Raw genomic sequence first — 23,424 nt, 5'->3', positions numbered from 1 at the left:
CACCATGTGGATCTGACTCAGCCCTCGCTCACGACCGCGGCCCTGCCCGGTGAGCGTCCTTCCTGCCGCTGAGGTCTGCCCATGTTATTGCTTCCCCTTGTCGTCCGTGACCTTGCCTGGTCCGCGCCCGATCGCGTCGTCCTCGACGGGGTCGATCTCACCGTCAGCCCCGGCCAGCGGGTCGGTCTGATCGGCGAGAACGGCTCCGGCAAGTCCACCCTGCTGCGCCTGGTCGCCGGGGAGCTCGTCCCGTCGCGGGGCTCGATCGAGGTGCCGGAGGATCTCGGATTCCTCGCCCAGCACACGGCATTCGCACCAGGCGCGACCGTGCGGTCGGTCCTCGAGGATGCGTTGCGACCCCTGCACGACGGGGTGGAGCGGCTCGAGCAGCTGGCCGCCCGGCTCGCCGAGGCGGACGCCGACCAAGGCTCGATCGCCGGCACCTACGACGCGACGCTCGAGTGGGTGACCGCCCATGATGCCTGGGACGCCGAGCGGCGCGCTGTCCTGGCCGCCCAGCGGCTCGGACTCGCCGACATCGACCACGACCGCCCGGTCGCCGAGCTCTCCGGAGGGCAGCGCAGTCGGCTGGCCCTCGCCGCGCTGCTCACCCGTCGTCCGTCCTGCCTGGTGCTCGACGAGCCGACGAACCACCTCGACGACGACGCGCTCGCCTTCCTCGAGGACGAGCTCTGCTCGCTGCCTGGGGTGGTGCTCGTCGCCACGCACGACCGCGTCTTCCTCGACGCCGTGTGCACAGCCCTGGTCGATCTGGACCCGTCGCACTTCGGGACAGACGGCGACGGCGGTCGACGGTTCAGCGGGGGCTACAGCAGCTATCAGCAGCACAAGCTCGACGCCCGTCGGCGCTGGGAGGACGCCTTCCTCGCCCAGCACGAGGAGCTGAATGCGTTGCGGGACAAGGCAGTTGCCGACACCTCGGCGGTCGCCCGCAACCGGGCTCCGCGCGACAACGACAAGTTCATCTACGGGTTCAAGGGCGCCAACGTGCAGCAGGCCGCGCGCCGACGCGCGCGGGGCGCGGAGCAGCGCATCGCTCGCATCGAGCGCGAGCTGGTGCCCAAACCTTCTGCGCCGCTAGGCTTCTCGGGCGACTTCGACGCCCGCGATCCCGGCTGGGCCACGGTGCACGATCTCTGTGTGCCGGGGCGAATGACGTTGGGGCAGTGGCAGGTCGAACCGCGAGAGCGGGTGCTCGTCACGGGCGCCAACGGGTCAGGCAAGTCCACCCTGCTGCACGTGCTGGCCGGACGGCTGCCGCACGAGGGGCAGGTGCACGTGTCGGCCCGGCACGTCGGGCTGCTCACCCAGGACGTGGAGCTGCCCGACCCCGACGCGAGTCCGCGGGAGCTCTACCGGCTGGCGCGGGAGGCCGCCGATGGCGACGCCAGCTCGGTGCCGCTGCGCTCCCTCGGGTTGATCCACCCTCGGGACCTGCACCGCCCGGTGTCGGTGCTCAGCCTGGGGCAGCAGCGTCGGCTGGCGCTGGCGCTGCTGCTGGCCGGCCCCACCGATCTGCTGCTCCTCGATGAGCCGACCAACCACCTGTCGCTGGCGTTGGTCGAGGAGCTGGAGGACGCGCTACGGACGACGCCGGCGACCGTGGTCGTGGCCAGTCACGATCGCTGGCTCCGACGACGGTGGCGGGACCGCACGACGTCCCTAGGATGAGCGGACGACGCCACCACACCACGCAACGCCGCGAGGAGAGCCATGTCGCACGAGCAGCCCATCGAGCCCGACGACCTCGTCCAGCCATCGAGGGCCAACGCCCTGGGAGACGTGCTTCGGCGCAGCGCTGCTCGCTACAGCGACCGCGTGGCGATCGTGGACGGTGAGACGTCGCTCACCTTCCGCGAGCTCGACGGCGCGGTCACGGCCGTCGCTGCAGGTCTGGCCCGGCTGGGTCTGGAGCCCGGCGACCGGCTGGCACTGGTGAGCCGCAACTGTTGGCAGTTCGCGGTGCTGGCGTGGGCGACGGCCCGAGCGGGAGTGGTGCTCGTGCCGGTCAACTTCATGCTCGGCGCGCACGAGATCGCCTACATCCTCGGGCACAGTGGAGCCGCTGCCGTCGCGGCCCAGCCGGACCTCGCGTGCACGGTGCAGGGCGCAGTAGACCTCGTGGACGAGCCGCTGCCACAGTGCGTCCTCGTCGCGGGGGAGGGGGTCGAGATCCCTTCGGGTTGGACCGGATTCACCGACCTGTTGATGACCGCGGCGGAGGGCTGGCAGCCGCCGTTCGTGGGGGACGACGACCCGATCCGGATCATGTACACCAGCGGCACGGAGTCCCGACCGAAGGGAGCGATGCTGTCCAGCCGCGCGCTGCTGGCGGAGTACTACAGCTGTGTCGTCGACGGTGGCATGACCGGCGACGACGTCGAGCTGCACACGCTCCCGCTCTACCACTGCGCCCAGCTGGACTGCTTCCTCGGTCCGGACCTGATGCTCGGCGCCACGAGCTACCTGCTGCCGGCGCCCGACCCGGGTCGGGTGCTGACCGCGATCGCCGAGCACGGCATCACCAAGTTCTTTGCCCCACCGACGGTGTGGATCGGGCTGCTGCGTCACCCCGATTTCGACTCGACCGACCTGTCGAGCCTACGCAAGGGTTACTACGGGGCGTCCGCCATGCCGGTGGAGGTGCTGCGCGAGATCGGTCAGCGGCTGCCCGACCTCCAGCTGTGGAACTTCTACGGGCAGACCGAGCTGGCGCCGGTGGCGACGATCCTGCCGCCGCACGAGCAGCTCGAGCACGCCGGATCCGCCGGTCGGCCGGTGCTCAACGTGCAGACCCGGCTCGTCGACGACGACGACCGCGAGGTGCCCGTCGGCGAGGTCGGTGAGGTGGTGCACCGCAGCCCGCAGGCGACCCTGGGCTACTGGCGGGACCCGGACAAGACGGCCGAGGCGTTCCGCGGTGGGTGGTTCCACTCCGGCGACCTCGGTGTGCTCGACGCCGACGGGCGGCTGACGATCGTCGACCGCAAGAAGGACATGATCAAGTCCGGCGGTGAGAACGTCGCGAGCCGAGAGGTCGAAGAGTGCATCTACGCCCACCCCGACGTCGCCGAGGTCGCCGTGTTCGGGCTGCCGGACCCCCGGTGGGTCGAGGCGGTGACGGCTGCCGTCGTGCCGCGCCAGGGGTCCGGCCTCACCGTCGAGGAGGTGCAGCGGCACTGCGCCGAGCACCTCGCGGGCTACAAGCGACCCAAGCTGGTGGTGCTGGTCGACGCACTGCCGAAGAACCCGTCCGGCAAGATACTCAAGCGCGAGCTGCGGACGACGCTGGGCTGACGTGCCGGTCCAGCGTCGCCCGCCGGTGCCTCAGCTGCCGCTGCCCGACATCGAGCGACCGGACTCCAACAACGTCTTCAGGCCGCTGAGGATCCACGGCCAGCCGCCGCCGCCCTCGTTGGTGGCAGGCCCGGCACCCTCGACCATCTCGGCGGTCTTCGGCGCGTCGGTCAGGTCGTTGGTGAGGGTGACCCGGCACGAGCCGTTGCCGGTCGGCTCGATCTCCCAGGTGAGGCGCGTGGCCGGCTCCTCGACCCAGACGGGGTCCCACATCAGGACCAGTCGGTGCGGCGGGTCGGCCTCGACGACCTCGCCCGTGACGACCACCTCGGGCATCCCCATCTGGACCATGCCCGGGGTGGCGAAGTTGCGGTAGGTGCCTCCCGGTCGCAGGTCGATCTCGAGGTTGCCCCCGTAGCCGTACTGGTTGTTCAGCTCGGACGTCGTGATGGCCTCCCAGATCCGCTCGGCGGGGGCGTCGATGTAGATCCGGAACACCTGGGTCGTGTTGTCGCTCATGGCTTTTCCTCCAGTCGGTCCTTCAGGTCGAGCAGGGCGCTCGCCGTCGTGGCGGTGTACTTGTCGATCCACCGGCGGTGGATCGCCTGGATGGGCACGGGATTGAGGAAGTGCAGACGCTCCCGGCCCTGCTTGCGGCTCACGACGAGATCGGCGTCCTCGAGCAGCCGCAGGTGCTTGGCCACCCCGAACCGCGTCATGGCGGTGGTCTCGGTCACCACCTGCTCCAGGTCCGACAGGCTCCGACCGTCCCGCTCGAACAGCGCGTCGAGCAGGGCCCGGCGCGTGGGGTCGGCCAGGGCCTTGAAGACCAGGTCGTCGTCGTTCACCCCTCGACCATAGGTGACCAAATAGTCACCTGTCTAGAGGTGGGACTCGTTCTGTCGCGGAGCCGGTCCGTGCCGCAGGGCCCGCGCGCAGTCGGTGATGGCCGCCGTGAGGCGGGTGACCGGCTCGGAGGCGAGCGACCACACCTGGAAGGCCAGCTCGACGTCGACGTGGCGCCGGGCGTCCAGGCGCACGAGTCGGCCGGTGCGCAGGTCGTCGGCCAGCTGCAGCTCCGGCACCAGGCCCCAGCCGAGCCCGGCGCGCACGGCTTCGTAGAACCCGCTGGGGGACGGCACCTGTGCGGTCGGGGGTGCCGTCTCGACTCCGCGCTCGCGAAGGAAGGCGCCCTGCAGGTCGTCCTTGCGGTTGAACTGCATCACCGGCATCGCCGACCAGTCCACCGAGCGGCCCAGCCGGTGGGCGTCCCGCAGCGCCGGAGCAGCCACCGGCAGGTAGCGCATCGCGCCGAGCGGCACCACGCGACACCCCGAGACCGGTTGCGGCGCAACGCAGACGGCGCCGCACACCTGGCCGCGGCGCAGGTTGTCGACGCTGTGCTCCTGGTCCTCCACCTCGATGTGCAGAGAGAGGTCCGGCCAGGTGGCGGCGACGTGCAGCAGCGGCTTGAGCCAGGTCTCGAGGGAGTCGGCGTTGATCGCGACCGAGACGATCGTGCGTCGTCCCTCGGCCAGGCCCAGCTCGCTGCGCGCCTCGGCCTCGAGCAGATCCACCTGGCGCGCCATCCGCAGCAGCGGGGCCCCCGCGTCGGTCACCTCGCACGGTGTAGACCGTCGCACCAGCACGCGACCGACCTCGGCCTCCAGGGCCTTGATCCGTTGGCTCACCGCCGACGGCGTGACGTGAAGGGCGAGGGCCGCCCCCTCGAAGCTGCCCTCGACCACGATGGCCTGCAGGGTGCGGAGCTGATCGAGCTGCATGAAGCCATGCTAATGATCGTTAAGGATCTTTCGTTGGACTGATGTGCGATCGCCCTCCTACCGTTGCAGGTGTGAGCAGCCCATTCGTGTCCGGACTCCTGGCCGGCCTAGCCCTGATCATCGCCATCGGCGCGCAGAACGCCTATGTCCTGCGTCAGGGGGTGCTGCGCCACCACGTCGGGACGGTGGCGCTGATCTGCCTGCTGAGTGACGCGCTGCTGATCGCGCTCGGGACGGGCGGCGTGGGTCTGCTCGTCCAGCAGCACCCCGACGTGCTGGTGGTGCTGCGCTGGCTGGGGGCGGCCTACCTGGCGTGGTTCGCCATCTCGTCGTTCCGGACCGCCGCCCGTCCCCACGCCCTGGAGATGGCGGCGACCGCGAGCAAGGGCTCGGTGGTGGCGACCACGTTGGCGCTGACCTACCTCAACCCGCACGTCTATCTCGACACGGTCGTCATGCTCGGCAGCCTCGCCAACCAGTTCGGTTCCTACCGTTGGGTCTTCGCGGCAGGGGCCGCGACCGGGAGCGTCCTGTGGTTCACCGGGCTGGCGTACGGCGCCCGGGCCCTGCGCCGGCCGCTGGCCCAGCCCCGCACCTGGCGCTGGATCGACGTCGTCATCGGGGTCACCATGCTCGGCTTCGCGGCGCGCCTGGCCCTCGTCTGACCAGGGCGGTCCATCCGCCCGACTTGCCCTGTCAGCGGCGACCGTCGCGGCGTAGGGTCGGGCCGTGGACCACTTCACCCGATCCGGCCTGACCTTCGACGTCATCGACTCCGGGCCCGTCGACGGCACGCCCGTCGTGCTGCTCCACGGCTTCCCGCAGGACGCGCACGCCTACGACGAGGTGCGTCCGCTGCTCAACGACCGGGGCCTGCGGACGCTGGCACCGCACCAGCGGGGCTACTCGCGTGGCGCCCGGCCGGACGACCCGGCCGCCTACGTCATGCGCGAGCTGGTCGCGGACGTGCTGGCGATGCTGGACCAGGCCGGGCTGGAGCAGGCCCACCTGGTCGGCCACGACTGGGGGGCCGCGGTGGCGTGGGCCGTCGCGATCCGGCACCCCGGACGGGTGGCGTCGCTGACGGCCCTGTCGGTGCCGCACCCCGACGCCATGGGGTGGGCGCTGCGGCACAGCACCCAGGGCCTCAAGAGCTGGTACATGCTCGCCGTGCAGGTCCCACGCCTGCCCGAGCAGCTCGTCCTCGGGCCGCTCGGCGGTGGCTTCGAGCAGGGGCTCACCCGGTTGGGGGTGCCGGCCGAGCCGGCCCGGCACTATGCCGCCAGGTTCCGTCGACCGGAGGACCTGCGCGGTCCGCTGAACTGGTATCGCGCTCTGCGCCACCAGACTTCCCGCTCCACCGCCAAGACCGGTGCGTCCGCCAGCCCCGGCACAAAGACCGAGCGGGGCACCAGCGTGACGGTGCCCACCACGTTCGTCTGGGGCAACCAGGACGCCTACCTCGGTCGCGCCGGTGCCGAGCGCACCGGCGAGCACGTCTCCGCCGACTACCGATTCGTCGAGGTGGACGCGACGCACTGGCTCCCCGAGACGCATCCAGACCTGGTGGCGGCCGAGATCGCGGCTCGGGTGCTCGGCGAGGCAGCGCCGCCGGAGCCGCTGACGCTCACCGAGCGGCTCGGCCACCAGCCCTTCCTCAGCGTCACGACCTTCCGCCGCTCGGGAGAGCCGGTGTCGACGCCGATGTGGGTGGTGCAGGACGGTGACCACCTGGCCTTCACCACCCCGCTCGGGGTGGGAAAGCTCAAGCGGCTCAAGCACACCCAGCGCGTCGAGGTGACCCCGTGCGACCGGCGCGGTCGGGTTGCCGACGGAGCCGAGCGTGTGCCCGGGACGGCGGTCGTCAGCACCGATTCACGCGAGCTGGCCCGCGTGGAGCGGCTTCTCGAGCAGAAGTACCGTTTCGAGTACCACATCATGAAGGTCGTCGAGCGCGTCGCCAGCCGCGGTGAGCGCGACCGAGCCGTCCTGCGCGTGGACGTCGACCGACCGTAGCCCCAGGAGCCACGCTGTCTGATCTCGAGCCCGGCAAGTACCTCGTCACCGGAGCCTCGGGAGGCATCGGGTCCGCCACCGTCCGCCGTCTCGCGAAGGCGGGCGTGGAGGTCTACGCGAGTGGGCGGGATGTCAGCAAGCTCGACGCGCTCTGCGCCGAGACCGGCGCCACCGCGGTGACGTTCGACCTGACCAAGGACGACGAGGTCGCCGACGCGGTGGGTGCCCACCAGTGGTTCGGCGTCGTCAACTGCGGTGGCAACGGCGGTGAGATCGCGACGCCGCAGGACACCGACATGGCGGTCTACGACCGCGTGATGGCGATCAACGCGCGCGGCACGCTGCTGGTCACCAAGTTCGCCGCCCCCGGCATGATCGAGGCGGGTCGCGGTGGCTCGATCGTCAACGTGTCGAGCCAGGCGTCCCTCGTCGCGCTCAAGGGGCACATCTCCTACGGCTCGTCCAAGGCGGCCGTCGACAACATCACGCGGGTGAGCGCGCTGGAGCTCGGGCCCTACGGCATCCGCGTCAACGCGGTAAACCCGACCGCTCGACGATGATCTCCGGCGTCACCCTCGCCATCGACGGCGGCTTCACGATCCAGTAGACCGTGGCGCCCTCGTCACCAGGTCAGCGAGAGGGCGCGACGGCCGGGTCGGTCTCGTCGTCGAACTCGCCGAGCATCCGCTCGAGCAGGTCCTCCAGGGCGGTGATGCCGACGACGCGGCCGGCGCGGGTGACGAAGGCCAGCTGGCTGCGCTCCTCCTGCATGACCGACACCGCGTCGAGCAGGTTCTCGTGCTCGTCCAGCCGGACCGTGTCGTAGACCAGGTCGCCGGCCCGCAGGTCCAGGTCGCCACGAGCGGTGGCCCGGACGGCGTCCCGCACGTGCACGAGCCCGACCGGCGTGCCCGCGTCGTCGACCACGACGAGGCGGGAGCGGCCGGAGTCGCGGGAGGCCCGCTCGATCTCCAGCGCCGTTGCCGTCCAAGGGACCTCGACGACGTCGGCGAGCGGCAGCGTCACGTCGTAGACCGGGGTCTCGTGCAGCGCGAGGGCGCCCGAGAGGATCCGGTGCTGGTCGTCGGGGAGCTGCCCGTCGTGCCGGGAGGCGTCGAGGAGCATGCGCAGCTCCTGCGGGCCGTGCACGTTGGCGAGCTCGTCCTGCGGCTCGACCTTGACGGCCCGCAGGCACAGGTTGGCGAGGTGGTTGAGCAGGGTGAGCAGCGGGCGGGTGACCACGACGAACGCGCGGAACGGCCAGGCGAGCAGGACCGCGCTGCGCTCCGCGTCGGAGATGGCCCACGACTTGGGCGCCATCTCGCCGACCACCATGTGCAGGAAGACGACGATCGACACGCCGAGGACCACACCGATCACCGTGGACACGGCGTCCGGCACCCCGACCAGGCCGAGGCCGTCGGCCAGCAGCCCGGCGATGGCGGGCTTTGCTAGGGCACCGAGGGCCAGGGTGCACAAGGTGATGCCGAGCTGGGCGCCGGCCAGCATGAGCGAGAGCTCACGACTGTTGCGGACAGCAGCGCGCGCGGCCGAGCTGCCTTGCGCGGCAAGGAAGTCCAGGCGGTGCCGCTTGGCCGCGACGATGGCGAACTCGGCCGCGACGAAGAACGCGTTCGCGACCAGCAGACCGAGGGAGACGAGGAGGGCTGCACCGACGTTCATCGCTGGTCACCGTCCTTCGAGACCGTGGTGATCGTGACGACCGCCGGGACGCGCCGCCGCAGCTCGTCGACGTGGATGCGCACCTGGCCGACGTGCGGCTCGTCGGAGCCGTCGACGTGCTGCGGTCGCAGGTCGACGACGATGGCCTCGCCCTCGCGGGGCAGCCGGCCGAGGGTGGCGATGACCAGCCCCGAGAGGGTGTCGTAGCCCGGGCCCGGTGCGAGCTCGAGCCCGGTGGCGACGTCGAGCTCGTCGAGCCGGGTGATCGCCGGAACCGTCCACGAGCCGTCCGGGTTGGCACCGCCCGTCGGCTCGTCGACGTCGTCCTCGTCGCGGATCTCGCCGACGACCTCCTCGGCCAGGTCCTCGAACGTGATCACGCCCGCCAGCCCGCCGAACTCGTCGATGACGACGGCGATCTGCTGGTGCGCGCTGCGCAGGGCCTCGAGCGCGGAGAGGGCGGGCATCGTGGTCGGCACGACCACGGCCGTGCGGGCCACGTCGCCGACCGAGGTGGTGGCGCGCTCCGGGCCGGGGACCGAGAGGATCTCGGTGAACCCGGCGACCCCGAGCACGTCGTCGTTGTCGGTGTCCACCACGGGGAAGCGGGCGCGGCCCTGCTCGGTCAGGTCCAGCAGCTCGGTCAGCGGCGCCGAGGCCGAGATGGTCTGCACGTCCACCCGCGGGGTCATCACCTGCGCGACCGTGAGCCCGCGCAGGCGCAGCCCGCGGTCCAGCAGTCGGGAGATGGCGGGGTCGAGCGCGCCCTCGCTGGCGGAGTCGTCGACGATGCGCTCGAGGTCGTCCGGCGTGGCGGCGTGGGCCAACTCCTCGACCGGCTCGATGCCGACCGCGCGCAGCAGGCGGGTCGAGGAGGAGTCGAACAGCCGGATGATCGGCCCGGCGACGGTGAGGTAGAGGTGGGTCGAGCGCGCGAGCGCCCGCGCCAGCGGCAGGGGGCGCGCGATCGCCAGGTTCTTGGGGGCCAGCTCGCCGATCACCATCTGCAGGGCGGTGGAGAAGATCAGCACGACCAGCACGGACAGCGACAGCCGGGCGGCGTAGGGGAGGCCGGTGCCGCCGAGGGCCTCGGCCAGCCCCTCGCCGATCAGCGGCTCGGCTGCGTAGCCGACGAGCAGGGCGGTCAGCGTGATGCCCAGCTGAGCGCCGGAGAGGGTGAAGGAGAGCCGCTCGGTGATCTCGTAGGCGCGGGCTGCCTGGGCGTCGCCCTCGTCGGCCAGGCGGCGCAGCTGCCCGCGGTCGACGGCGACGTAGGCGAACTCCTGGGCGACGAAGTAGCCGGTGGCGACGGTCAGGAGGATGACGACCAACAGGCCGAGAGCGAGCGAGGTCATGGGGAGATCTACGCTAGGTCCCGCGTCTGGACGAATCCTGAGCGTTCTCTCAGGGCTGCGCCCGACATCGAGCCGGCGAGGCGTTTGAGCCCGTCCGAGGGGTGCACGGGCACGGGCCACTTGGCCACCATGGTGTCGCTCTCGCGCACCCCGGTCACGCGGCGACGGACGAGCGGCACGACCTCGGAGCGCACGAAGGCCAGCTCGTCGACGGCGGTCCGGCGCCAGTGTCTCGGCTGCGTCGGCTCCAGCTCGCGCAGCCGCAGCGTGTGCGGGATCCCCAGCTCGGCGAGCACGAGCGCTGCCATCCGCTTGTGCCCCTGGGCGGACAGGTGGATCCGGTCGGGTGCCCAGAGCCGCGGGTCGTCGTACTCGCGCACCAGCGTGTGGTCGAGCAGCTGGGCGCCGTGCTGGGCAGCGAGCTGTCGGACCCCGTCGTTGAACGTGAGCACCCGCCGGCGCAGCGGCTCCAGCAGGAAGGTCGTCCGGGTGTCGAACGTCGTGAACACCAGCACCTGCGGCACCGTCGCGACCAGCCGGCGCAGCACGCTCTCGTAGTCCGTGAGCAGGGCGTCCACGTCCAGGCGCAGGGAGAGCAGGTCGTTGCCTCCCGCGTAGAACGACAGGTGCGTCGGGCGCAGGGCGAGGGCCGGCTCCAGCTGGTGGCGGGCGACCTCCTCGAGGGTGCGCGAGCGCAGCGCGAGGTTGACGTACTCCCAGTCCGGGTCGGCGCGGCCGAGCTGGCGGGCGAGCCGGTCGGCCCAGCCACGGACGCCGTTGGGGTAGAGCAGGTGCGGGTCGCCCACCCCCTCCGAGAAGGAGTCGCCGATCACGACGAAGCGGCCCGCACGCTGCTGGTGGCTGCGGGGAAGACGGTGGACACGCTGCGGTGACATCACTGACCACTCTAGGTGACAAACGGGCGGATTCATCGGCGGAAATGGTGGACAATACGTGACGAAAATTGACGCATGGTGACGACCCGGGTGAAGTACATGAATGTTGAACAAATCGCCCTCGAGTCGGGTTAGTTTGCTCCCGTGGGTCGGCACTCAGCACCGCGCAGGAAGCGCACCGGATTGTGGTGGATCGGCGCTGCGTGCGTGGCCGTCGCGCTCGTCGTCGCAGCCTCGTGGTGGTCGAACCGGTCCGCGGACCCGGCCGCGACGGCCTCCCCTGGCGGCACGGTCACCCAGGCCTCGCCGTCGGTGGGCACGTCGAACTCCACCACGCCCGGGGATGCCGGGTCCGGCGCGACCCAGAACCCGAGCGACCCGGCGCCCAGCACCCCGGCGGCCATCCCCCAGACGCTGACGTCCAAGGTCACCGTCCTCGTCGACGCCTCCTCCGTCACGGCCGCCAAGGGCGGCAACGGGGCCGGTCTGATCACGCAGCAGGCCGCCCTGGTCTCGATGCTGGACTCGCTGACCGACCAGTCCACGCTCACGGTCTACACGTTCCCGGGGGGTGGCGGGCCGCTGCGGCAGGTGGTGAGCCACGCGCTCGGCGGCAAGGAGGGCGAGGAGCGCGGACGGGACGTGATCACCGCGGACGTCCAGGCGCTCAAGGCGTCGAGCTCGGGCAACCGGCCGGTGCACGAGGCCACCGCGGCGGGGTGGGCGGCGGCCAACAAGACCTTCCAGCCGTCGGTCAAGAACGTCATGGTCGTCTTCACCGGCGGCGCCGAGATCCCGGCCACCGGGATGGACCGCGCCACCATGAACAACGCGATCATCGCCGCGTCCTCGCCCGACCGTGACATCGCGATCGCGGTGGTCGCCGTCGGACCCTCGCCCGACCTCGCCGCAGCCCAGCAGATCGCCTCGATGGCCGGCGGCCGCGCCTACTCCTTCGACTCCGCCGACTCGGCCGCCACCGTCGGCCGCCAGGTCGTCGCGGACGCCCTGACCGCTCCCTGACCCCCTCACCCAGGAAGACCGATCATGACCGGCAAGCACCGCGCCCCCGTCCACGGCCCGTTCGCTCGAGGCCACCGCCCAGGCGGGGCGCCCGCCACGCGCCACGGGATGGCGGGTGTCGTCGCCGGCGCGGCCCTCGTCCTGTCGTCCTGCGTCTCCAGCCCGGACACCCCGGCCTCGTCCGCCTCCGGCTCGGCGGCCGGCGGTGCGGGCGCGGGCCAGGCGGCGGCCGGCGGCTCCGCGAGCTCGTGCGCGACGACGACGCCGGTGCGGGTGAGCGTCGCCCCCCAGATCGTCGACGTGGTGCGCTCCGTCGCGACCCAGCTGCGGTCGGCCGGCGGCTGCGCGGACTACCAGGTCACCGGTGCGGCACCGGTCATCGCGGCGCAGGGGATCACGACGGGCACAGACCTGCCGGCGCTGTGGATCCCCGACTCCCCGATCTACGCCGATCAGGTCAACAAGGCCAAGGCGGGCACCGTCGTCGCGTCGGGGGCCCCGATCGCCTCGAGCCCGATCGCGTTCGCCGTGCCGAAGGCGCTGTCCTCCTTCGGCGACGGGTCCCGGCCCTGGCTGCAGATCGTCGGGTCCGTGGGCGACAAGCTGCGCGTCGCCAAGCCGGACCAGTCCACGACGTCCGCCGTCATGCTGCTCGCCGCGTGGACGGGCACCGCCTCGAATACCGCCGGGCAGAAGGCGCTGACGAACGCCGTCATCCCGCTGTCGCGCACAGCCTCGACCGACGCCGCCCTGCTGCAGGGTGCGGCCGGTGCGGCCAAGGACGCCGCGGTCTTCCCGCTCAGCGAGCAGGCGATGGCCGCCTTCAACAAGGACCACCCGAACGCCCCTCTCTCGGCCCTGGTGCCGTCCGAGGGCGTGGGTGCGCTGCAGTTCACGCCGTTCACCACCTCCTCGACCAAGGAGGTGAGCAACGAGGTCACCCAGCTGCTGGCCGCGCTGCGCGGGGACTCCGGGCAGGCGGCCCTCACCGAGGCCGGGATGCGCGTCGGCGATGGCGCCGGCCCCGGTGTCCCCGGCATGCCGGCCCAGCCCAAGGTCGTCGTGCGGCCGACCCCCGGTCTCGTAGACCTCACCATGAGCACCTGGGCCTCGATGTCGCGCGACCTGCGGCTGCTGACCGTGATCGACGCGTCCGGGTCGATGAAGTACAAGACCGCAAACGGCATGACCCGCATCGACGCCGCGACCAAGAGCGCCGGCGAGGCGATGGGGCAGGTGCCGCCCGGCACGCGGGTCGGCCTGTGGCTGTTCGCCGAGAACCGCGGCGGACCCGGTCAGGACTGGAAGCAGCTGGCCCCCGTCGCGCCGGTCTCGGCCAAGGAGGGATCGACCACGCACGGCGAGAACGTGCTGCGCGCCTTCGGGTCGATCCGGTCGCAGGTCGGCGGCGGGACCGGGCTCTACGACACGATCTGGGCGGCCTACGACCAGGCGGTGCGGACCTACGACCCGAAGCTCGCCAACGTCGTCATCGTGCTCACCGACGGCAAGAACGAGGACCCCAAGACCATCGGTCTACCTGCGCTGCTGACCAAGGTCAAGGCCGCCACCACGCCCCAGCGCCCGGTCAAGCTGATCCTGATCGGCATCGGCGCCGAGGCCGACCTCGGCGTGCTGCGCCAGATCGCGGGTGCTGCCGGTGGCTCGGCGTTCAACGGCGACAAGGGCGCCACCGTCCGCGACGTCCTGGTCGACGCGCTCGTCCCCGTCCGACCCGAGGGCGTCCGCCCCGCCAGCTGAGTGAGTGTGCGCAGGAGGGCTACAAGGTTGAGGCGGCGGCGCGGCCGGCGACCCGCCCGGAGAACAGGCAGCCGCCGAGGAAGCTGCCCTCGAGGGCGTTGTAGCCGTGCATGCCGCCACCGCCGAAGCCGCTCACCTCGCCGGCGGCGTAGAGCCCGGGCAGCGGCTCCCCGCCGGGGCGCAGCGCGCGGCCGGAGAGGTCGGTCTCGAGGCCGCCGAGGGTCTTGCGGGTGAGGATGTTCAGCCGCACCGCGATGAGCGGCCCGTTGGCGGGGTCGAGGAACGCGTGCGGGGCGGCCGTGCGCATGATCCGGTCGCCGCGGTAGCGCCGGGCGGCGCGGATGGCGCTGACCTGGGCGTCTTTGCCGAACGGGTTGGCGAGCTGCCGATCACGGGCCTCGATCAGCGCGCGCAGCTCCTGCTCGTCGATCAGGGCGGTGCCGTCGTCGCCCGGACCACCGACGCGGTTCATGCCGTCGACGAGCTCGGTGAGGGTGTCGGCGACGACGAAGTCCGCGCCGTGCTGCTTGAACGCCTCGACCGGCCCGGGCGCGCCGGACCCCAGCCGCGAGGCGAGCAGCCGCAGGTCCTTGCCGGTGAAGTCGGGGTTCTGCTCCGACCCGGACAGCGCGAACTCCTTCTCGATGACCTTCTGGGTGAGCACGAACCAGCTGTGGTCGTAGCCCGTGCCGCGCAGGTGCCGCAGGGTGCCGAGGGTGTCGAAGCCGGGGTAGAACGGGGCGGGCAGTCGTCGACCCCGGGCGTCCAGCCACAGCGACGACGGTCCCGGCAGGATCCGGATGCCGTGCTGGGGCCAGATCGGGTCCCAGTTGCGCAGGCCCTCGACGTAGTGCCACATGCGGTCCGGGTTGATCAGGCTCGCCCCGGCGTCCTGCGCGATCGCGAGCATGCGTCCGTCGACGTGCGCGGGGACGCCGACGACCACCTCGCGCGGCGGAGTGCTGAGGCGAGCGGGCCAGGCGCGACGGACCAGGTCCACGTCGCCGCCGATGCCGCCCGAGGTGACGATGACGGCCTGCGCGCGGACGGCGAACTCGCCGACCTCCTCGCGCGAGCTCGGCCGACCGCGCTCGACGTCGCTCGGGGCGAGCACCGCACCCCGCACCCCGGTGACCGCCCCACCCTCGAGCACCAGGCCGTCGACGCGTCGGCGAAACAGCAGCCGGATCCGCCCGGCGTCGACGTGCTCGCGCACCCGTCGCACGAATGGCTCCAGCACGCCCGGTCCGGTGCCCCAGGTGAGGTGGAAGCGGGGCACCGAGTTGCCGTGCCCCTCGGCGCGCCCGTCACCGCGCTCGGCCCAGCCCACGACGGGGATCAGTCGTAGACCCTGCGCCGCCAGCCACGCTCGCTTCTCGCCGGCCGCGAACTCGACGTAGGCGCGCGCCCACTGCCGGGGCCAGTGGTCCTCGGGGCGGTCGAACTTGGCGCTGCCGAGCCAGTCCGCCCAGGCGAGCTGGAGCGAGTCGTGCACCCCCATCCGACGCTGCTCGGGGGTGTCTACGAGGAACAGCCCGCCGAGCGACCAGAACGCCTGACCGCCGAGCGACTGCGCCGGCTCCTGGTCCAGGACCAGCACCGTGCGCCCGAGATCCGCGGCCTCGGCGGCGGCCACCAGCCCGGCGAGACCGGCTCCGACGACGACCAGGTCGGCGTGGCTGTCGTCGAGGGCGGGACCGGGAAGGTGAGGAGTCATGGCCCCATCCTCACCTAAGAGCCGGCCGAGAAGTTCCCGCTGCAGGGAGGAATGAAATCACTGTCAGTGATCAGAGTTCTACGTGTTGGGGGTGGGCAGGGCGTCTTCTTGGTGGTTAGGTGTGAAAACCATCAGGATCGCCATCGACCGAAAGAGACCAGGATGAAGAAGCTCGCCTCAGCCCTGCTCGCCTTCAGCGTCGCCGGTGTGGGTCTCGTCGCAGTCCCCACCGCCACCGCCGCCGAGTCCACCGGGGGGCACCGCACGCCGCCCGGCTACACACCGCCACCCATCGAGTGGGGCACCTGCGCGAGCAAGGCCATGGTCGCCGCCAAGGCTGAGTGCGGACTGCTCACCGTGCCGCTCGACTACGCCAACCCGAACGGCACCAAGATCAAGATCGGCGTCTCCCGGATCAAGCACAAGACGGCGGACTCCGCGGCCCAGGGGATCATGCTGGTCAACCCCGGTGGTCCTGGTGGCTCCGGCCTCAACCTCGCGCGGCTCGGCGGCTTCGTGCCCAACAAGGCGGGCGACCCCTACGACTGGATCGGCTTCGACCCGCGCGGCGTCGGGACCAGCCAGCCCAAGCTCACCTGCGACGGCGACTACTTCGGCTACAACCGGCCGGACTACGTGCCGAACTCGCGCCAGTCCAACATCGTCTGGATGAACAAGGCCGCCGGCTACGCCAACGCGTGCGCCAAGGCGGGCGGTGAGCTGCTCGACCACATGAAGACCACCGACTGGGTCCAGGACATGGAGAGCATCCGCAAGGCGTTCGGTGCCAAGCAGATCAACTACTACGGCTTCTCCTACGGCACCTACCTCGGTCAGGTCTACGCGACGATGTATCCCGAGCGGGTCCGCCGCATGGTCTGGGACGGCGTCGTCAACGCCAAGCGCGTCTGGTACGACGCCAACCTCGACCAGGACGTCGCGTTCGACCGCAACATGAGCATCTTCTTCGACTGGGTGGCCAAGCACGACGCCACCTACCACCTCGGCACCGACGGCGCGAAGATCCGCCAGCTGTGGTTCAACATGCTCGAGCAGACCCGCAAGGCGCCGTTCGCCGGCAAGATCGGTCCGGACGAGTGGACCGACGCGTTCCTGTCGGCCGGCTACTACGTCTATGGCTGGGAGGACACCGCCGCCGCGCTCGTCGCCGCGGTCAAGGGCGACTACGGCCCCGTCGTCGCCGCCTACGACGACGCCAACGGCGCCGGCCCCGGCTCGGACAACACCTACGCGGTCTACAACGCCGTGCAGTGCACCGACGTGCAGTGGCCGACCAGCTGGCACAAGTGGGAGGTCGACAACTGGCGCGTCCACCAGCAGGCTCCGTTCGAGACCTGGGCCAACGCGCGCTACAACATGCCGTGCCTCTACTGGCCCGCCAAGGCGGCCAAGAAGGCCGTCAAGGTCAAGGACAAGGGCGTGCCGCCGATCCTGATGATCGCCGAGACCAACGACGGCGCCACGCCGTACTCCGGCGCCCTGCAGACCCGCGCCACGTTCCGGAAGTCGGTCCTCATCGAGGGCGTCGGCGGCACCACCCACTCCGGCTCGCTGTCCGGCGTGGCCTGCACCGACAACCGGATCGCGGACTACCTGCTCACCGGCAAGCTCGACCCGCGGGTCAAGGGCAAGAACCGCTCGGACGTCCAGTGCGACCCGGTGCCGGCTCCGGACCCCGCGCCCACGGCCGCCAAGTCCGGTAGCACCGGTGGCTCGACCCGCTCGGGCATGTCCCGTGACCTGCGCGAGTCCCTCGAGAACGCTCAGGCGGCCCTCTGAGTGATCCGCTGAGCAACACCCGACAGCCGGTCTCCCTCGCCACGAGGGGGACCGGCTGTCGCGTGCGGCGGGGGCCTCTTCCCCGCTACCGCCTCAAGGTCGCCCAACTCGTCGTTCCAGGTCCCCGACGATGGTCTCGACGGCACGTGCACAGAACCCTGGGGGGTCGCCGGCATTGGCGAGGGTGTGGCCCACGCGGCTGGAGATGGGCAGGTCGTTGTCGCCGAGCATGTCGCTGAGGCGAGGGCCGACCGTCTGCCACCACTGCGCGTCGGAGAGCTTGCTCTCGGCACGAGCCCGGTCCATCGCCACTTGCCATCGGGCTGCGTGCTGCGTGGTGGCGAGCACGTGCGTCAGGGCTTGGTCCATGGCCAGGTCGTCCAGACCTATACCGTCCAGCGGGGCGAGCTCGTCCTCGTACTTCGCCAGGTGTCCGGGCCCCAGGATGGGCCTGGCCGGGGCCACGTCGCCGATCCAGCCGTGCTCGACGGCGTGTTCGTAGTTGCTGGTCGCGATGTGCCGTAGAGCGGCGCGCCAGTCGGGCAGATCGGCGGGCTTGTCACGTCCCGCGTACGTCATCGCGGCCACGCGGTCGATCATCAGCTCGACCAGCTCTGGCTTGCCGGGGACGTAGCCGTACAGGGTCATGGCACCCACACCCACCTCGTCGGCGAGGCGGCGCATCGTCAGCGCCCCGATCCCGTCGGCGTCGGCCAGGGTGACCGCACGCTCGACCACGGCGTCCAGCGTCGTGCCGGACCGGCCCATCTTCGTGGCGGGGCTCCACAGGAGCTGGAGCAGGCGGAGCGGGTCGGGTTCGCCGCCTGAGCGGGCGTCCCTGGACGGCTTCATCGCTGACCTCCTTGTTCGTACCGGGAATATATCCGCCATCCGTACCGTACAATGTACGGTACGGATGCCTTAGAGAGGAGTTCGGGATGACGGTGGTCCTTGAGGCAGAGGGGCTGACGAAGCGGTTCCCAGGTCGGCAGGCGGCTGCGGTCGACGGCGTGGACCTTCGCCTGGAAGAGGGTCGGGTGCTGGCGCTGCTGGGTGCGAACGGTGCGGGGAAGACGACGACGTTGCGGATGCTGACGACGCTGACGCGCCCCACGGGTGGTAGCGCTCGCGTCGCTGGGGCCGACATCAGAACCAGCGGCTCTGCGGTGCGGCGCCGGATCGGTGTGGTGGGTCAGTACGCAGCTCTGGACGAGGTGTTGTCGGGTCGCGCGAACCTCGTCCTGTTCGGGCGCCTGCTGGGGCTGGCTCCCGCTGCGGCGCGACAGCGGGCCGCGGAGCTGCTCGTGCAGTTTGACCTCGTCGAGGCGGCGGGACGTCCGGTTGGCCAGTATTCGGGCGGGATGCGCCGACGCATCGATCTTGCGGTGGCGCTCATTAACCGTCCGCGTGTCTTGTTCGTGGACGAACCGACCACTGGCCTGGACCCGGTGGCTCGCCGTTCGCTGTGGGACGCGGTGCGCGAGCTGGTCGACAAGGGGACCGCTGTGGTCCTGACGACCCAGTACCTGGAGGAAGCAGATGCCCTGGCCGACGACGTCGTTTTCCTGCGTGACGGGTCGGTGGCCCTGGCTGGATCCATCGACGAGCTGCGCCTCCTCGCGGGACCCCCACGGATCGAGACTCGCCCACCGTCCCTCGAAGACCTCTACCTCACCCTGTACGGCCCGACGACCGCCGAGGAGAACCGATGACCCGCGCCATCACCCAGTCCATCGTCCTTGCCGGTCGGACGTTCGGCCACTGGCGAGCCCAGCCGGTCCCCTTCCTGGTCAATCTGCTCTTCCCGACTCTGGTCCTGCTCATGATGGGGGGCCTGCTCGGTGGCGCCATCGCCGGCGACCTACCCACCTACTTTTGGTATGCGGTCCCAGGGGTCCTGGCCGTCGCGATGCTCTTCGGTCTGGAAGGAACGATGCTCGCGATCACCACGGATGCGAAGAACGCGATCACCGACAGGCTCCGATCCCTACCCATCTCGGGCGCGGCCGTGCCGGCGGGACGCTGCCTGGCCGACATGGCGGCCTCGCTGCTCGCGCTGGCCACGACCTGCACAGCCGGCCTTCTCATGGGGTGGCGACCCGGCAGCTGGACTGGTCTCGTCGAGGCCGCGCTGGTGCTCCTCGCCTTCCGTTTCGCGCTGCTCTGGCTCGGACTGTTCGCTGGTCTGCGCGCCACGTCGCCTGAGGTTGTCGTCGCGGTTCAGATTCTCGTGTGGCCGATCAGCATGCTCTCGTCGGTCTTCGTGGATCCGGCGACCATGCCTCGTTGGCTGGGCGCTGTCGCCGAGTGGAACCCCTTGTCAGCAGCCGCTAACGCAGTCCGCGAGCTGACCGGGTCACCGACCTTCACCTCCACCACCTGGGCCGGACAGCACGCCGTCATGCTCTCGCTGGTCACGTCAGGCGTCGTCACGGCGGTCTTCGCGCCCCTCGCCGTGCGCGCCTACCGCAACCTCGACGCCTGACCCTGCCTGACCGACTAGGTCTGCGCGACGCCTGACATTGGCGTCCTGGACCGGCATGCTCGACGAGATCCGCCGCATCTACGCCAAGGCGACGGGCCAGCCTGCCGGGCTCTTCTCACCCAACGCCGACGGGGGCTGCCGTGCCTGCGACGGCACAGGCCTGACCTTCATCGACCTCGGTTTCGCAGACTCCGTCACCACCCCCTGCGAGACGTGTGCAGGCCGACGCTTCCCCCCGGGGCCCTACGACACACAGTGAACGGGCTGTCCATCGCGGACGTCTTCGAGCTGACCATCGACGAGGCACACGACCACCTGACCGACACCCGCCTCACCCGCCTGCTCACCACGGCCGCACAGGTCGGGCTCGGCTACGTGACCCTCGGCCAGAACCTCACCACCTTGTCCGGCGGGGAACGACAGCGCCTCAAGCTGGCCCGGGAGCTCACGGCCGGTGCCGAGATCATCGTCCTGTACGAACCCACCACCGGCCTGCACCCGATCGATACCGGCCGGCTCGTTGACCTGCTCCACCACCTCGTCGACGGCGGCCGCACCGTCATCGTCATCGAGCACGACCTCGACGTCATCGCAGCCGCCGACCACGTCATCGACCTCGGACCCGACGGCGGTCACCACGGCGGACTGGTGCAGTTCACGGGCAGCGTCGCTGACCTAGCCCGCACAGGCACCCATCCCGGTGTTGCGGGGGAGCACCCCGGCGCTCGACCCGCGTCCGAGCGGCGCCGCGGTGGCCGGGGTAGGCCCGGCCGGGACCGGTTCGCCGGCGTCGGCGGGCGCCGTGGCGGGGAGCCGGAGTGAGGCTGGCGCCGCTGTGGCCGCCGGTGTCGTCGGGCCGAGGAGGGCGGCCGCGCCGAGCGCGAGCAGCGTCAGGACGACGACGAGCAGTGCGCGAGCGTCGGGTCGGACGGCGCGGCGTTGGAGCCGGCGGACGGGTCGGCGCACGCGCGACGCACCACCGAGACGACCCCTGCCCATGGGTCTACCTTCGTCCCCGTTTGTGGAGAGTTCAAGTAGTTGGGGTGGTGCATCACCCGCTGGTCTTGGGCTGCCAGGGCGTGACCGCGGCTCCCGGGGGGTTGCGCAGGACCGAGGCGACGTCGCGCACGAGCTCGGCCACGGCGCTCGACCCGCGCCAGAACAGGGCGATGTCGCGGTGCGGTGCGGGGGCGGCGAACGGCAGCAGCCGTAGACCGGGTGCGGGCGCTACCGGCGGGGAGACCGACATCGCGGGCAGCAGCGTGGAGCCGGCTCCGGCGGCCACCATGTGACGCAGCGTCTCCAGGCTGGTGGCCTGGAACTCCTGGTGCTCGATGGCGCCCGACACGCGGCAGAGGGCGACCGTCTGGTCGCGCAGGCAGTGGCCGTCCTCCAGCAGCAGCAGCGGCTCCCCGGCGAGGTCGGCAGGGCGCAGCGGCCGGTGCAGCTGGGTGAGCTGGTGACCGTCGGGGACCGCCATCAGGAAGTCCTCGCGGAACAGCGGCTCGCTGTGCAGCGAGTCGTCGGCGACCGGCAGGGCCAGGGCGGCCGCGTCGAGCCGCCCCGCGCGCAGCTGGTCGAGCAGCTCGGGGCTGCGCTCCTCGACCAGGCGCAGCTCGATGTCGGGGAACCGGCGCCTGAGCGTCGGCACGACGTGCGGCAGCAGGTAGGGCGCGAGCGTCGGGAAGATGCCGAGCCGCAGCGTGCCCGAGCGCGGGTTGCGGGCCCGGTCGGCGAGCACGCGGATCTCGGCGGCCTCGTCCAACATGATGCGGGCGCGAGCCGCGACCTGCTCACCGGCGGGGGTGAGCAGGACGCGGCGCACACCACGCTCGACCAGGGGCACGCCCAGCTCGGTCTCGAGCTTCTTGACCTGCGTGGAGAGCGTCGGCTGGCTCACGTAGCAGGCGGCTGCGGCGCGGCCGAAGTGGCGGTGCTCGTCGAGGGCGACCAGGTACTCCAGGTCGCGCAGGTTCATGCAGCCTCGTCGCTCGTCGGGGCCGAGGTGCGGATGAGGTGGTCGAACGCCGAGAGGGCGGCGGTGGAGCCGGTGCCCATGGCGACGACGATCTGCTTGAACGGCTCGGTGGTGCAGTCGCCGGCCGCGAAGATCCCGTCGGCGCTGGTGGCGCCGCGCTCGTCGACGACGATCTCGCCGCGCGGGTTCAGCTCGAGGGTGCCCTGCAGCCACTCGGTGTTGGGCAGCAGCCCGATCTGCACGAAGATGCCCTCGAGGTCGAGGTGCTTCAGCTCACCGGTGACGCGGTCCTCGTAGTCGAGGCCGGTGACCTGGTCGCCGTCCCCGAGCACCTCGGTGGTGCGGGCGCTCATCACGATGTCGACGTTCGGCAGGCTCTTCAGCTTGCGGACCAGGACCTCGTCGGCGCGCAGGACGTCGAGGAACTCGACCACGGTGACGTGACCGACGACGCCGGCCAGGTCGATGGCCGCCTCGATGCCGGAGTTGCCGCCACCGATCACGGCGACCCGCTTGCCCTTGAAGAGCGGCCCGTCGCAGTGCGGGCAGAACGTGACGCCCTTGTTCTTGTACTCCTGCTCACCCGGCACACCCATGTGCCGCCAGCGCGCGCCGGTCGCCACGATGACGGACTTCGCCGACAGCCGTGCATCGGGCCCGAGCTCGACGGTCGCGAGGCCGCCCGGCTCGGTGGCCGGCACCAGCTTGGTGGCCGCGAGACCCTTGTAGAGCTCTACGTCGTAGTTCTTGACGTGCGCCTCGAGCTCGGCACCCAGCTTGGGGCCCTCGGTGTAGGGGATGGAGATGAAGTTCTCGATCGCCATCGTGTCGAGGACCTGCCCGCCGAAGCGCTCCGCGACCAGGCCGGTGCGAATTCCCTTGCGGGCGGCGTAGATCGACGCTGCAGCACCGCCGGGGCCGCCACCGACGACGAGCACCTCGAAGGGCTCGACGGCGTTGAGCTTGGCGGCGACCTTGGCGCCGGCGCCGGTGTCGAGCTTGGCGACGATATCGGCCACGTCCATCCGGCCCGAGCCGAACAGCTCGCCGTTGAGGTAGACCGTGGGGACGGCCATGATCTTGCGGGCGTCGATCTCGTCCTGGAACAGCGAGCCCTCGACGGCCACGTGCTTGATGCGCGGGTTGAGGACGCTCATGGCGTTGAGCGCCTGCACGACCGTGGGGCAGTTCTGGCAGCTGAGCGACATGTAGGTGACGAACTCGAGGTCACCCTCGAGGTCACGCACCGACGCGATGACGTCCTCGTCCTCCTTGACCGGGTGGCCGCCGACCTGCAGCAGCGCCAGCACGAGGGAGGTGAACTCGTGGCCGAGGGGGAGGCCGGCGAACTCGACGGCGACGTCGGTGCCGACCCGCTCGATGCGGAAGCTGGGACGGCGCTCGGCGGTGCCGTCGAACCGCGCGGTGACGAGGTCGGACTGGCTCGCGATCTCGGTGAGCATCGCGCGCAGGTCGGCCGACTTGGGCCGCTCGTCGAGGGACGCCACCAGCTCGATCGGCGCCGTGACGTTGGCGAGATAGGTCTTCAGCTGGGCGAGCAGGTTGGCGTCGAGCACGACGAGGCTCCTTGCGAGATGTGGTGGTGGC

The 23,424-nt window shown here is 71.1% G+C and carries 21 protein-coding genes; 11 read left to right on the top strand and 10 right to left on the bottom strand.

Going from position 1 to position 23,424, the window contains the following annotated elements; genetic code table 11:
• Nucleotides 1-81: 81 nt before the first annotated feature.
• Together MM440_RS02220 and MM440_RS02215 are read left to right on the top strand one after the other, a co-directional pair.
• Entirely contained in the window at nucleotides 82-1,692 is a 1,611-nt protein-coding gene (locus MM440_RS02220) for an ABC-F family ATP-binding cassette domain-containing protein (RefSeq protein ID WP_241441552.1), read from the top strand.
• A 42-nt stretch (nucleotides 1,693-1,734) separates the two neighbouring features.
• Complete coding sequence (locus MM440_RS02215; protein WP_241441551.1) at nucleotides 1,735-3,318, top strand: fatty acyl-CoA synthetase; 1,584 nt, start codon at nucleotides 1,735-1,737, stop codon at nucleotides 3,316-3,318.
• A 30-nt stretch (nucleotides 3,319-3,348) separates the two neighbouring features.
• Here the strand turns inward: MM440_RS02215 and MM440_RS02210 are convergent, their stop codons facing one another.
• Genes MM440_RS02210 through MM440_RS02200 form a run of 3 tightly spaced genes read right to left on the bottom strand, consistent with a single transcriptional unit; the run spans nucleotide 3,349 to nucleotide 5,102 of the window.
• Nucleotides 3,349-3,837 (bottom strand): SRPBCC domain-containing protein, encoded by a 489-nt coding sequence (locus MM440_RS02210; RefSeq protein WP_241441550.1) that lies wholly within the window; start codon nucleotides 3,835-3,837, stop codon nucleotides 3,349-3,351.
• Nucleotides 3,834-4,166, bottom strand: coding sequence for an ArsR/SmtB family transcription factor (locus MM440_RS02205; protein ID WP_241441549.1), 333 nt, complete (start codon nucleotides 4,164-4,166; stop codon nucleotides 3,834-3,836). Before MM440_RS02205 ends, MM440_RS02210 begins: the two co-directional genes overlap by 4 nt.
• A 33-nt stretch (nucleotides 4,167-4,199) precedes the next feature.
• Complete coding sequence (locus MM440_RS02200) at nucleotides 4,200-5,102, bottom strand: LysR family transcriptional regulator ArgP (RefSeq protein WP_241441548.1); 903 nt, start codon at nucleotides 5,100-5,102, stop codon at nucleotides 4,200-4,202.
• Nucleotides 5,103-5,143: 41 nt separating this feature from the next.
• Here MM440_RS02200 and MM440_RS02195 point away from each other — a divergent pair, with 41 nt between their 5' ends.
• The 3 genes from MM440_RS02195 (at nucleotide 5,144) to MM440_RS02180 (ending at nucleotide 7,678) form a co-directional block, all read left to right on the top strand.
• The gene (locus MM440_RS02195) at nucleotides 5,144-5,767 is read left to right on the top strand and encodes a LysE/ArgO family amino acid transporter (protein ID WP_241441547.1); all 624 of its coding nucleotides are present in this window, start codon (nucleotides 5,144-5,146) and stop codon (nucleotides 5,765-5,767) included.
• A 64-nt stretch (nucleotides 5,768-5,831) separates the two neighbouring features.
• Nucleotides 5,832-7,118 (top strand): PPOX class F420-dependent oxidoreductase, encoded by a 1,287-nt coding sequence (locus MM440_RS17195; protein WP_338155591.1) that lies wholly within the window; start codon nucleotides 5,832-5,834, stop codon nucleotides 7,116-7,118.
• Between the two features lie 14 nt (nucleotides 7,119-7,132).
• A complete protein-coding gene (locus MM440_RS02180; protein ID WP_277626240.1) occupies nucleotides 7,133-7,678 on the top strand; it encodes an SDR family NAD(P)-dependent oxidoreductase in 546 nt (181 codons plus the stop codon).
• A gap of 70 nt (nucleotides 7,679-7,748) precedes the next feature.
• Here MM440_RS02180 and MM440_RS02175 read toward each other — a convergent pair whose 3' ends face one another.
• Genes MM440_RS02175 through MM440_RS02165 form a run of 3 tightly spaced genes read right to left on the bottom strand, consistent with a single transcriptional unit; the run spans nucleotide 7,749 to nucleotide 11,052 of the window.
• Entirely contained in the window at nucleotides 7,749-8,801 is a 1,053-nt protein-coding gene (locus MM440_RS02175; protein ID WP_241441546.1) for a hemolysin family protein, read from the bottom strand.
• Nucleotides 8,798-10,156, bottom strand: coding sequence for a hemolysin family protein (locus MM440_RS02170; RefSeq protein WP_241441545.1), 1,359 nt, complete (start codon nucleotides 10,154-10,156; stop codon nucleotides 8,798-8,800). Before MM440_RS02170 ends, MM440_RS02175 begins: the two co-directional genes overlap by 4 nt.
• Nucleotides 10,157-10,164: 8 nt before the next feature.
• The gene (locus MM440_RS02165; RefSeq protein WP_241441544.1) at nucleotides 10,165-11,052 is read right to left on the bottom strand and encodes an SGNH/GDSL hydrolase family protein; all 888 of its coding nucleotides are present in this window, start codon (nucleotides 11,050-11,052) and stop codon (nucleotides 10,165-10,167) included.
• A gap of 207 nt (nucleotides 11,053-11,259) precedes the next feature.
• On the opposite strand from MM440_RS02165, the gene MM440_RS02160 reads away from it, so the two are divergent.
• Together MM440_RS02160 and MM440_RS02155 are read left to right on the top strand one after the other, a co-directional pair.
• Nucleotides 11,260-12,075 (top strand): vWA domain-containing protein, encoded by an 816-nt coding sequence (locus MM440_RS02160; RefSeq protein WP_241441543.1) that lies wholly within the window; start codon nucleotides 11,260-11,262, stop codon nucleotides 12,073-12,075.
• Nucleotides 12,076-12,099: 24 nt separating this feature from the next.
• Nucleotides 12,100-13,836, top strand: a complete 1,737-nt coding sequence (locus MM440_RS02155) for a VWA domain-containing protein (RefSeq protein WP_241441542.1) — start codon at nucleotides 12,100-12,102, stop codon at nucleotides 13,834-13,836.
• A gap of 19 nt (nucleotides 13,837-13,855) precedes the next feature.
• Here MM440_RS02155 and MM440_RS02150 read toward each other — a convergent pair whose 3' ends face one another.
• Nucleotides 13,856-15,553 carry an FAD-binding dehydrogenase gene (locus MM440_RS02150; RefSeq protein WP_241441541.1) on the bottom strand — a complete coding sequence of 566 codons (1,698 nt, stop codon included), beginning with the start codon at nucleotides 15,551-15,553 and terminating at the stop codon, nucleotides 13,856-13,858.
• A gap of 162 nt (nucleotides 15,554-15,715) precedes the next feature.
• On the opposite strand from MM440_RS02150, the gene MM440_RS02145 reads away from it, so the two are divergent.
• Nucleotides 15,716-17,353 carry an alpha/beta hydrolase gene (locus MM440_RS02145; protein ID WP_241441540.1) on the top strand — a complete coding sequence of 546 codons (1,638 nt, stop codon included), beginning with the start codon at nucleotides 15,716-15,718 and terminating at the stop codon, nucleotides 17,351-17,353.
• Between the two features lie 93 nt (nucleotides 17,354-17,446).
• Here the strand turns inward: MM440_RS02145 and MM440_RS02140 are convergent, their stop codons facing one another.
• Nucleotides 17,447-18,205, bottom strand: coding sequence for a TetR/AcrR family transcriptional regulator (locus MM440_RS02140; RefSeq protein WP_241441539.1), 759 nt, complete (start codon nucleotides 18,203-18,205; stop codon nucleotides 17,447-17,449).
• A gap of 86 nt (nucleotides 18,206-18,291) precedes the next feature.
• On the opposite strand from MM440_RS02140, the gene MM440_RS02135 reads away from it, so the two are divergent.
• From MM440_RS02135 to MM440_RS02125, 3 genes are all read left to right on the top strand, one after another.
• The gene (locus MM440_RS02135) at nucleotides 18,292-19,065 is read left to right on the top strand and encodes an ABC transporter ATP-binding protein (RefSeq protein ID WP_241441538.1); all 774 of its coding nucleotides are present in this window, start codon (nucleotides 18,292-18,294) and stop codon (nucleotides 19,063-19,065) included.
• Complete coding sequence (locus MM440_RS02130) at nucleotides 19,062-19,838, top strand: ABC transporter permease (RefSeq protein ID WP_241441537.1); 777 nt, start codon at nucleotides 19,062-19,064, stop codon at nucleotides 19,836-19,838. The genes MM440_RS02135 and MM440_RS02130 overlap by 4 nt, the downstream gene beginning before the upstream one ends.
• Before the next feature lie 255 nt (nucleotides 19,839-20,093).
• Nucleotides 20,094-20,660, top strand: a complete 567-nt coding sequence (locus MM440_RS02125) for an ATP-binding cassette domain-containing protein (RefSeq protein WP_241441536.1) — start codon at nucleotides 20,094-20,096, stop codon at nucleotides 20,658-20,660.
• Between the two features lie 229 nt (nucleotides 20,661-20,889).
• On the opposite strand, the gene MM440_RS02120 is transcribed toward MM440_RS02125, so the two are convergent.
• Together MM440_RS02120 and ahpF are read right to left on the bottom strand one after the other, a co-directional pair.
• Complete coding sequence (locus MM440_RS02120) at nucleotides 20,890-21,816, bottom strand: LysR substrate-binding domain-containing protein (RefSeq protein WP_241441535.1); 927 nt, start codon at nucleotides 21,814-21,816, stop codon at nucleotides 20,890-20,892.
• Nucleotides 21,813-23,393 carry an alkyl hydroperoxide reductase subunit F gene (gene ahpF, locus MM440_RS02115; RefSeq protein ID WP_241441534.1) on the bottom strand — a complete coding sequence of 527 codons (1,581 nt, stop codon included), beginning with the start codon at nucleotides 23,391-23,393 and terminating at the stop codon, nucleotides 21,813-21,815. The genes MM440_RS02120 and ahpF overlap by 4 nt, the downstream gene beginning before the upstream one ends.
• Nucleotides 23,394-23,424 lie beyond the last annotated feature (31 nt).

This window comes from Arsenicicoccus piscis (genome assembly GCF_022568835.1).
In the GTDB taxonomy this organism is placed as follows: domain Bacteria; phylum Actinomycetota; class Actinomycetes; order Actinomycetales; family Dermatophilaceae; genus Arsenicicoccus; species Arsenicicoccus piscis.
This window is presented reverse-complemented; position numbering and strand designations above follow the sequence as displayed.